We start from the raw sequence: 7,513 nt of genomic DNA, 5'->3' as shown, positions 1-7,513 counted from the left end.
GGACTGACGTGCGCTCGCGGACAATCCTTTTCAGCGCCTTTCTTGCAACGGCCGTGACGCAGGCGATAGCGGCGGAACCCGTTCCGCTGCCGCAGCCCAGGCCGGATTCCAGCGAACCTGCCGACAAGCCGATTGCCGCACAATTGCCGCAGCCCGCCACCACCACCCCTCTGCCGTCGGCCGACACCATCAACCCCGACCGCTTCGGCGCAAAGCCGTCCGATGCTGCCTACGGCGCCTTTCAGCGCGGGCTCTACAAGACGGCCTACAACCTTGCGCTTTCCCGCGCTCAAAACGGCGATCCGGCGGCACAGACGCTGGTGGCCGAGATATTGTCGCGCGGCCTCGGCGTGCCGGTCGACGCGGCAGGGGCGGCGAAGTGGTATGCACTTGCCGCCGAGCAGGGCGTCCCGGAATCGCAATTCCAGTATGCGCTGATGCTGCTCGACGGCCGCTACGTCAAAAAGGACGAGAAGGAAGCCTATGCGCTGATGCAGGCCGCCGCCGAGGCCGGCAACCGCCTGGCGCAGTTCAATTTTGCGCAGCTGATGGTCGAACAGGAGCCCGGCGATGCCGGTATTGCCAAAGCCGTCTCCTATTACGAGCGCGCGGCCGCGACCGGGCTTGCCGACGCACAATATGCGATGGCACAGGTCTACGCCAATGGCGCCGGCGGCAAGCCGCGCGACGATGTCCGCGCCCGCGGCCTGCTGGCACAGGCCGCGCGGCAGAACTACGACACGGCACAGATCGATCTCGCCACCTGGATGATCGAGGGGCGCGGCGGCGTCCGCGACCTTAAGTCCGGCTTCAACTGGATGAAACAGGCCGCAGAAGGCGGCAATGTCGCCGCCCAGAACCGTCTCGCCAAACTCTACATGAACGGCATCGGCACCGACCCGGATCTCATCCTCGCCGGCGCCTGGTATGTTGTCGCCCGCCGCGCCGGGCTCATCGACCAAGAGATGGACGATTTCCTGCAGGGCCTCACCGACGAGCAGACACAGCAGGCGCTGCAACGGGCCAACCGCCTGCCCTGACCGCGATCTCGCGACTTATTGCACCCGGGCTCGTCAGGCGGGCTCATTGCGTATGATCGAGCACGACCTTGCCGAAGGGCGAGCTGTGTTCAAGGTACCGAAAGGCTTCGGCGGCCTGGCCCCATGGCACGACCCGGTCGATCACCGGTCTCAACCGGTTAACGACAATGGCGCGGTTCATCGCCTCGAAGGATTCGCGTGAGCCCACCGGTATGCCTCGCGCCCGTACCTGCCGGCGGAAGATGTCGAGCGGGTTGATGGCGCCGTCACTGCCGCCGAGATAGCCGATGACGTTGATCTGGGCGCCGCGCGCCGCTGCCCTCAGCGATTGTGCAAAACTCTGCGGTCCGCCAACCTCGATGATATGGTCGGCGCCGCGGCCATCCGTCAATCCCAGCACGGCCGATGCCCAATCGGGGACGCTGCGATAGTTCACGCCATCCTGCGCGCCAAGTTGCTTTGCCCGCGCAAGCTTCTCGTCGCTGCTCGACGTCACGATGACGCGCGCCCCGGCAGCGGCGGCGAACTGCACCGCAAACAGCGAAACGCCGCCGGTGCCGAGGCAAAGCACGGTGTCGCCGGGTTTGACGCTGCCCTCAGTAAACAGCGCGTGCCATGCCGTCACGCCGGCGCATGGCAGGGTCGCCGCCTCGAGGTCGCTCAGATTGGCCGGCGCCAGCACCGCCGCCTGTTCGTCGAGCCGGGCAAATTCGCTGAGCAGCCCGTCGATCGGGCCGCCGCGTTGATAGGAGGGCTCGGCCATCGCGAAACTGCCGCCGACCCAGCGCTGCCAGAACGTGCCGCAGACCCGGTCGCCGATCTTGAACCGACTGACCTCGGCGCCGATGGCAATGACTTCGCCGACGCCGTCCGACAGCGGCACCAGCGGCCATGCAAACTTCGTGTGATAGCTGCCGCGAACGATCTCGGCATCGCGGTAGTTCAGCGCCGTCGCCTTGACCTTCACAATCATCTCCTGGCGCCCTGGTTCAGGCATCGGCCGCTCGACCATTTTGAGGTTCTCGCGGCCGCCCGGGCTCTGCAATTCGATCGCTTTCATCGTCGTTCCTTTCCTGCTGGGTCCTGCCGGAGGAAAATCGCTTGCCATCCATCGGATTTCAAATTCATAATGCTCAGGATAATTATGCTCACAAGACATGTTCGGGTGAGTCGTGCTTGAAGAACTGAAAACACTGGCCCTCTTTGCCGAGGAGGGTTCGATTCAGAAGGTGGCGCAACGCCTGCCGTTGACGCAGCCGGCCGTCACCCGCCAGATCCAGCGGCTGGAGGAGATGCTCGGCACGGAATTGCTTGACCGCCGGCTAAAGCCGTCGCGACTGACCCCGGCCGGCGTAGAGGTGCTGGCACGCGGCAAGGACATTCTCGCCGCCGTCGACGCGCTGAGATCATTCGCCAAGGGCGGCGAGCCGGAGGGCCTGCTGCGGCTCGGCCTCGCGCACGGGCTTTGCGACAAAGCCGTGGCCGCCGCCATTGCTGATGCCGTGGCGCGGTTTCCGAAGGTCTCGCTTCGTCTGAAGAGCGGCTGGAGCCTTGAGCTGGCCGACCAGCACAAGCGCGGACAGCTCGACCTCGCCTTCATCCTGGACGGCAGCAATTCCAAAACTGGCGACGGCGTTGTCGGAACCGAGCCCCTCGGCATCATCGCTGCCGAAAACACTGTCCGACAAGCCGACGTCAAGACCATGCCCTGGGTCCTCAGCCCTGAGCCTTGCGACGCGCGCCGGCGGCTGGCGGCTGCCCTTGCCGAGGGCGGCCACAGGTTGATGGTCGGCGCCGAGATTCAGGACAGCGCGCTGCAGATCGACTGGGTTCGTCGAGGCCAAGGCCTTGGCCTGCTGCCCACGCGGCTGCTGCGGGAAAAGCTGCCGCAGGGCATTGCCCTGGTCGACGCTCCCGGCCTCGAGCTGTCGCTGCGAATTGTCGTCCTGCGTTCGCCGCACCTGCATCTTTTGACAGAGGCGGCCGACGCAGTGACCGAGGCCGTCACCGCGACTGTCAGGACGGACTGAGGCTGCCACGCCGCGCTGCCGGGCCAGCTTCGTTGCCGCTTCATCGGAAGGCGCTCCTTGCCTCTGCTGGCGATTTGTGGTCTTGGAGGCGCCAAATTGCCCTTTGCGGCGATCATCTCATTTCCGGATCACCTCATCATGGCCAAGATCAATGGCAACGAAATCCGTCCCGGCAACGTCATCGAGCATGATGGCGGCCTTTGGGTGGCGGTCAGGACCAACACCGTCAAGCCCGGCAAGGGCGGCGCCTACAACCAGGTCGAACTCAAGAACCTGATCAACGGCACCAAGCTCAACGAGCGCTTCCGTTCGGCCGAGACGGTCGAACAGATCCGGCTCGATCTGAAGGATTTTTCCTTCCTCTACGAGCAGGGCGACGCGCTGGTGTTCATGGACACCGAAAGCTACGAGCAGCTCGAACTGCAAAAGGAGTTCGTCGGCGATCGCGCCGCCTTCCTGCAGGACGGCATGATGGTGACGGTCCAGCTCTATGACGAAAGGCCGATCGGCATTTCGCTGCCCGACCAGGTGACGCTGACCATCACCGAGGCCGACCCGGTGGTGAAGGGCCAGACGGCAGCCTCGTCCTACAAGCCGGCGATACTCGAAAACGGCATCCGCGTGCTGGTGCCGCCGTTCATCGGCTCGGGCGAGCGCATCATCGTCGATACCAACGAAATCACTTACGTGCGCCGCGCCGACTAAAGCGCGGGCAGCAGGAAGAAACACAATGGCGCGTTCCGCGATCCTCAATGTCATGGTCCAGGCCGCAATGAAGGCCGGCCGCTCGCTGTCGCGTGACTTCGGCGAAGTGCAGAACCTGCAGGTCTCGATGAAAGGGCCGGGCGACTATGTCAGCCAGGCCGACCGCAAGGCCGAAGACATCGTCTTTGCCGAACTGTCCAAGGCGCGGCCCGGCTACGCGTTCCTGATGGAGGAACGCGGCGTGATCGAGGGCGACGACGGCCAGCACCGCTGGATCGTCGACCCGCTCGACGGCACCACCAATTTCCTGCACGGCATTCCGCTCTTTGCCGTTTCGATCGCGCTTGAGCGCCAGGGCCAGATCGTCGCCGGCGTCGTCTACAATCCGGCGATGGATGAGCTCTATACCGCCGAGCGCGGCGGCGGCGCTTTTATGAACGACCGCCGGCTGCGCGTTGCCGGCCGCACCAAGCTGGTCGATGCGGTGATCGGCTGCGGCATGCCGCATCTCGGGCGTGGCCAGCACGGCAATTTCCTCATCGAGCTCCGCAATGTCATGGCCGAGGTCTCTGGCGTGCGCCGTCTCGGCTCCGCCTCGCTCGATCTCGCCTACGTCGCCGCCGGCCGCATGGACGGGTTCTGGGAAACCGGCCTGTCGGCCTGGGATGTCGCCGCCGGCATTTTGCTGATCCGCGAGGCGGGCGGTTTCGTCTCCGATTTCGCTGGGGGACAGGATGTGCTGAACGCCGGTTCACTGGTTGCCGGCAACGAACTCATCCAGCGCGCGCTGTTGAAGACTATAAAAAGGCCACTCTCAGCCGGCTGATAGAGGCACGCCGCGCTGAAGCGCCGCAGTCGCAAAACCGCAACCAAAGCTTGAAATACTGTCCCGCGGCCGCCCAGATAAGGCGACGCAGGATCATCGATGACGAACAGCCGGCCCCAATCCCAGAGCGAACTATCCCAGCTCGACATCCCCTTCATGGGGCGCTGGCATTACTCGCGCGCCGAGATCATCGCCAACGGCATTGTCCACGCCGTGGGCATCGTGCTGGCGATCGCTGCCGGCTCGACGCTGCTGGCACTGGCCGCCTATCGAACCGGCCCCGGCGAATATGTCGCCGCCGCATTCTATGTGGTCTCGCTGCTCACCGTGCTGTCGATTTCGCTGGCCTATAATCTCTGGCCGGTATCGTCGCCGGCGAAATGGATATTGCGGCGCTTCGACCATGCGGCGATCTACCTGCTGATCGCGGCGACCTACACGCCTTTCCTGGCCCAGCTCGGCGGCTCGCCGCTGGCCGTTTCGATGATCGTCCTGGTCTGGATCGCCGCGGCGGTCGGCATCGCCATCAAGGTCTTTCTTCCCGGCCGTTTCGACCGGCTGGCGATCGTCTTCTATCTAGCTATCGGCTGGAGCGGCATCGTTCTGGTGGAGCCGCTCGTGCGGACGCTGCCGGCGACATCGATCGCGCTCATCGTTGCCGGCGGCATCGTCTATTCCTGCGGCGTGATCTTCTTCGCCTGGAAGGGCCTGCGCTTCCACAATGCGCTGTGGCATGGCTTTGTCGTCACCGGCGCCGGCCTGCATCTGGCCGCCATGGTCGACTGCCTGGTCATCAACCGGCTTTGACCTCCGGTCGCGGACAGTGGCAATATTGCCAAGCGCCATTCAATTTCGTCACAATTCCGTTTAGAGTCGCAAACACAAATTGATCGGCGGCGACGGCATCGGAAACGGGGCACGGATGACTCTTCTCAGATCCTTCGGCATGGGCAGGCGCTCCGACGTTCTGATCTACGATCCGCACAAATTGTCGAGCCCGCAGGTGTTTCTGCTGACCATGGTGATCTTTCTGTTCATCGTGGCCTTCATCGCCGCCATCCTGACCCGCCAGATCTCGACCGCCTTCGTCACCAATCCAGGCCTCAACGGCCTGATCATCGGCGTGCTGGCGGTCGGCATTCTGCTGGCCTTCGTCCAGGTCGGCCGGCTGTTCCGCGAGGTGCGCTGGGTCAACTCGTTCCGTGCCGGTTCCGAAACCACCGAACCGGTGCTGCTGGCGCCGATGAAGGCGATGATCGGCCGCTCCTCGACGATTGCCTTCTCGACCAGTTCGATGCGCACCATGCTGGATTCGATCGCCACTCGCCTCGACGAAAGCCGCGACACGTCGCGCTACCTTGTCGGGCTGCTGGTGTTCCTCGGCCTGCTCGGCACCTTCTGGGGCCTGCTCAACACGATCGGCTCGATCCGCGAAACCATCGAGTCGCTCGATCCCGGCACCGGCGATGCCGCGGCCGTGCTCGAATCCCTGAAGCAGGGGCTTTCCGCTCCGTTGGCCGGCATGGGCACCGCCTTCTCGTCCTCGCTGTTCGGCCTCTCCGGCTCGCTGGTGCTCGGGTTCCTCGACCTGCAGGCCGGCCGCGCGCAGACGCGCTTCTATACCGAGCTCGAGAACTGGCTGTCGTCGGTCACCGACCTGTCATCCGACATCGTCGTTGCCGACGCAGTCAAGACCGAACCCTCCGAGGAAATCCGGCTGTTGTCGGAAAAGCTGCGCACGCTGCAGGAGAATGGCGGCGGCTCCAATCCGCGCGTCGCCACCGCCATGGCCAATCTCGCCGACGGCATTTCCGGCCTGGTCAAGAACATGCGCTCGGAACAGCAGATCATGCGCGACTGGGTCGAGGCCCAGTCCGACGAGCAGAAGGCGATGCGCAACACCCTGGAGAAGATCGCCGACGCCTTGAAGAAGACTGGAGTGCATTGACGTGGCGTTGGCACGAGGCCGGCGCTCCGACCGCCGCATCGATTACTGGCCGGGCTTCGTCGATGCTCTGTCGACGCTGCTGTTGGCGATCATGTTCCTGCTCACGGTTTTCGTGCTGGCGCAGTTCCTGCTCGGCCGCGAGATCTCCGGCAAGGACACGGTGCTCAACCGCCTCAACTCGCAGATCAACGAGTTGACCCAGCTTCTGGCGCTGGAGCGCTCGACGACGCAGGACAAGGAAGACACCCTTGCCAATTTGCAGGCATCGCTGTCCGCGTCGGAGGCGGAAAAGAGCCGGCTCGAGCAATTGCTGGCGCAAGGCGCCGGTGCCGGCGATGCCGCCAACCAGCGCGCAACGGCACTTTCCGGCGAGCTCGACAGCCAGCGCCAGATCAGCCAGCAGGCGCTGAGCCAGGTCGAGATCCTCAACCAGCAGATTTCGGCGCTGCGCAAGCAGATCGCAGCGCTCGAACAAGCGCTCGACGTGTCCGAAACCCGCGACCGCGAATCCAACACCAAGATCGCCGATCTCGGCCGCCGGCTCAACGTCGCACTGGCGCAACGGGTGCAGGAGCTGAACCGCTACCGCTCCGATTTCTTCGGCCGCTTGCGCGAAATTCTCGCCGACCGCGAGAACATCCGCATCGTCGGCGACCGCTTCGTCTTCCAGTCGGAAGTGCTTTTCCCGACCGGCTCCGAAGTGATCAACGATGCCGGCAAGGTCGAGATGAAGAAGCTCGCCGATGCCATCATCGAATTGCAAAAGGAAATCCCGCCGGAGATCAACTGGGTGCTGCGCGTCGATGGCCACACCGACAACAAGCCGCTCTCCGGCACCGGCCGCTACCGCGACAATTGGGAATTGTCGACGGCGCGCTCGACATCGGTGGTCAAGTTCCTGATCGAGAACGGCGTGCCGGCCAACCGGCTGGAACTGGAAATCACCGAAACGGTGCTGATGGAC

The 7,513-nt window shown here is 64.2% G+C and carries 7 protein-coding genes and 1 pseudogene; 7 read left to right on the top strand and 1 reads right to left on the bottom strand.

The window, feature by feature from the left end:
• Nucleotides 1-8: 8 nt before the first annotated feature.
• Nucleotides 9-1,040 carry a tetratricopeptide repeat protein gene (locus E5W70_RS26525; RefSeq protein WP_292664044.1) on the top strand — a complete coding sequence of 344 codons (1,032 nt, stop codon included), beginning with the start codon at nucleotides 9-11 and terminating at the stop codon, nucleotides 1,038-1,040.
• Between the two features lie 43 nt (nucleotides 1,041-1,083).
• Here E5W70_RS26525 and E5W70_RS26520 read toward each other — a convergent pair whose 3' ends face one another.
• Nucleotides 1,084-2,100, bottom strand: a complete 1,017-nt coding sequence (locus E5W70_RS26520) for an NAD(P)-dependent alcohol dehydrogenase (RefSeq protein ID WP_292664042.1) — start codon at nucleotides 2,098-2,100, stop codon at nucleotides 1,084-1,086.
• 112 nt (nucleotides 2,101-2,212) lie between these two features.
• Between E5W70_RS26520 and E5W70_RS26515 the strand changes: the two genes are divergently transcribed.
• From E5W70_RS26515 to E5W70_RS26490, 6 genes and pseudogenes are all read left to right on the top strand, one after another.
• Nucleotides 2,213-3,070 carry a LysR family transcriptional regulator gene (locus tag E5W70_RS26515; RefSeq protein WP_292664039.1) on the top strand — a complete coding sequence of 286 codons (858 nt, stop codon included), beginning with the start codon at nucleotides 2,213-2,215 and terminating at the stop codon, nucleotides 3,068-3,070.
• 138 nt (nucleotides 3,071-3,208) lie between these two features.
• A complete protein-coding gene (gene efp, locus E5W70_RS26510; RefSeq protein WP_292664037.1) occupies nucleotides 3,209-3,775 on the top strand; it encodes an elongation factor P in 567 nt (188 codons plus the stop codon).
• A 25-nt stretch (nucleotides 3,776-3,800) separates the two neighbouring features.
• A complete protein-coding gene (locus tag E5W70_RS26505; RefSeq protein ID WP_023678017.1) occupies nucleotides 3,801-4,601 on the top strand; it encodes an inositol monophosphatase family protein in 801 nt (266 codons plus the stop codon).
• Nucleotides 4,602-4,700: 99 nt separating this feature from the next.
• Complete coding sequence (locus E5W70_RS26500; protein WP_292664035.1) at nucleotides 4,701-5,408, top strand: hemolysin III family protein; 708 nt, start codon at nucleotides 4,701-4,703, stop codon at nucleotides 5,406-5,408.
• Between the two features lie 115 nt (nucleotides 5,409-5,523).
• Nucleotides 5,524-6,549 carry a MotA/TolQ/ExbB proton channel family protein gene (locus tag E5W70_RS26495; protein ID WP_292664033.1) on the top strand — a complete coding sequence of 342 codons (1,026 nt, stop codon included), beginning with the start codon at nucleotides 5,524-5,526 and terminating at the stop codon, nucleotides 6,547-6,549.
• Nucleotide 6,550: 1 nt separating this feature from the next.
• Nucleotides 6,551-7,513, top strand: a pseudogene (locus E5W70_RS26490) (peptidoglycan -binding protein); the annotation flags it as partial.

It is taken from the genome of Mesorhizobium sp., assembly GCF_005063415.1.
In the GTDB taxonomy this organism is placed as follows: Bacteria; Pseudomonadota; Alphaproteobacteria; order Rhizobiales; family Rhizobiaceae; genus Mesorhizobium.
The sequence above is the reverse complement of the archived record's forward strand: the minus strand, read 5'-3'. Positions and strand labels throughout refer to the sequence as shown.

Excerpts from the sequence above, each read along its gene's own strand:
- E5W70_RS26520 (WP_292664042.1), bottom strand. The coding sequence starts at position 2,100 with ATGAAAGCGATCGAATTGCAGAGCCCGGGCGGCCGCGAGAACCTCAAA.
- efp (WP_292664037.1), top strand. The coding sequence starts at position 3,209 with ATGGCCAAGATCAATGGCAACGAAATCCGTCCCGGCAACGTCATCGAG.
- E5W70_RS26495 (WP_292664033.1), top strand. The coding sequence starts at position 5,524 with ATGACTCTTCTCAGATCCTTCGGCATGGGCAGGCGCTCCGACGTTCTG.
- E5W70_RS26500 (WP_292664035.1), top strand. The coding sequence starts at position 4,701 with ATGACGAACAGCCGGCCCCAATCCCAGAGCGAACTATCCCAGCTCGAC.
- E5W70_RS26505 (WP_023678017.1), top strand. The coding sequence starts at position 3,801 with ATGGCGCGTTCCGCGATCCTCAATGTCATGGTCCAGGCCGCAATGAAG.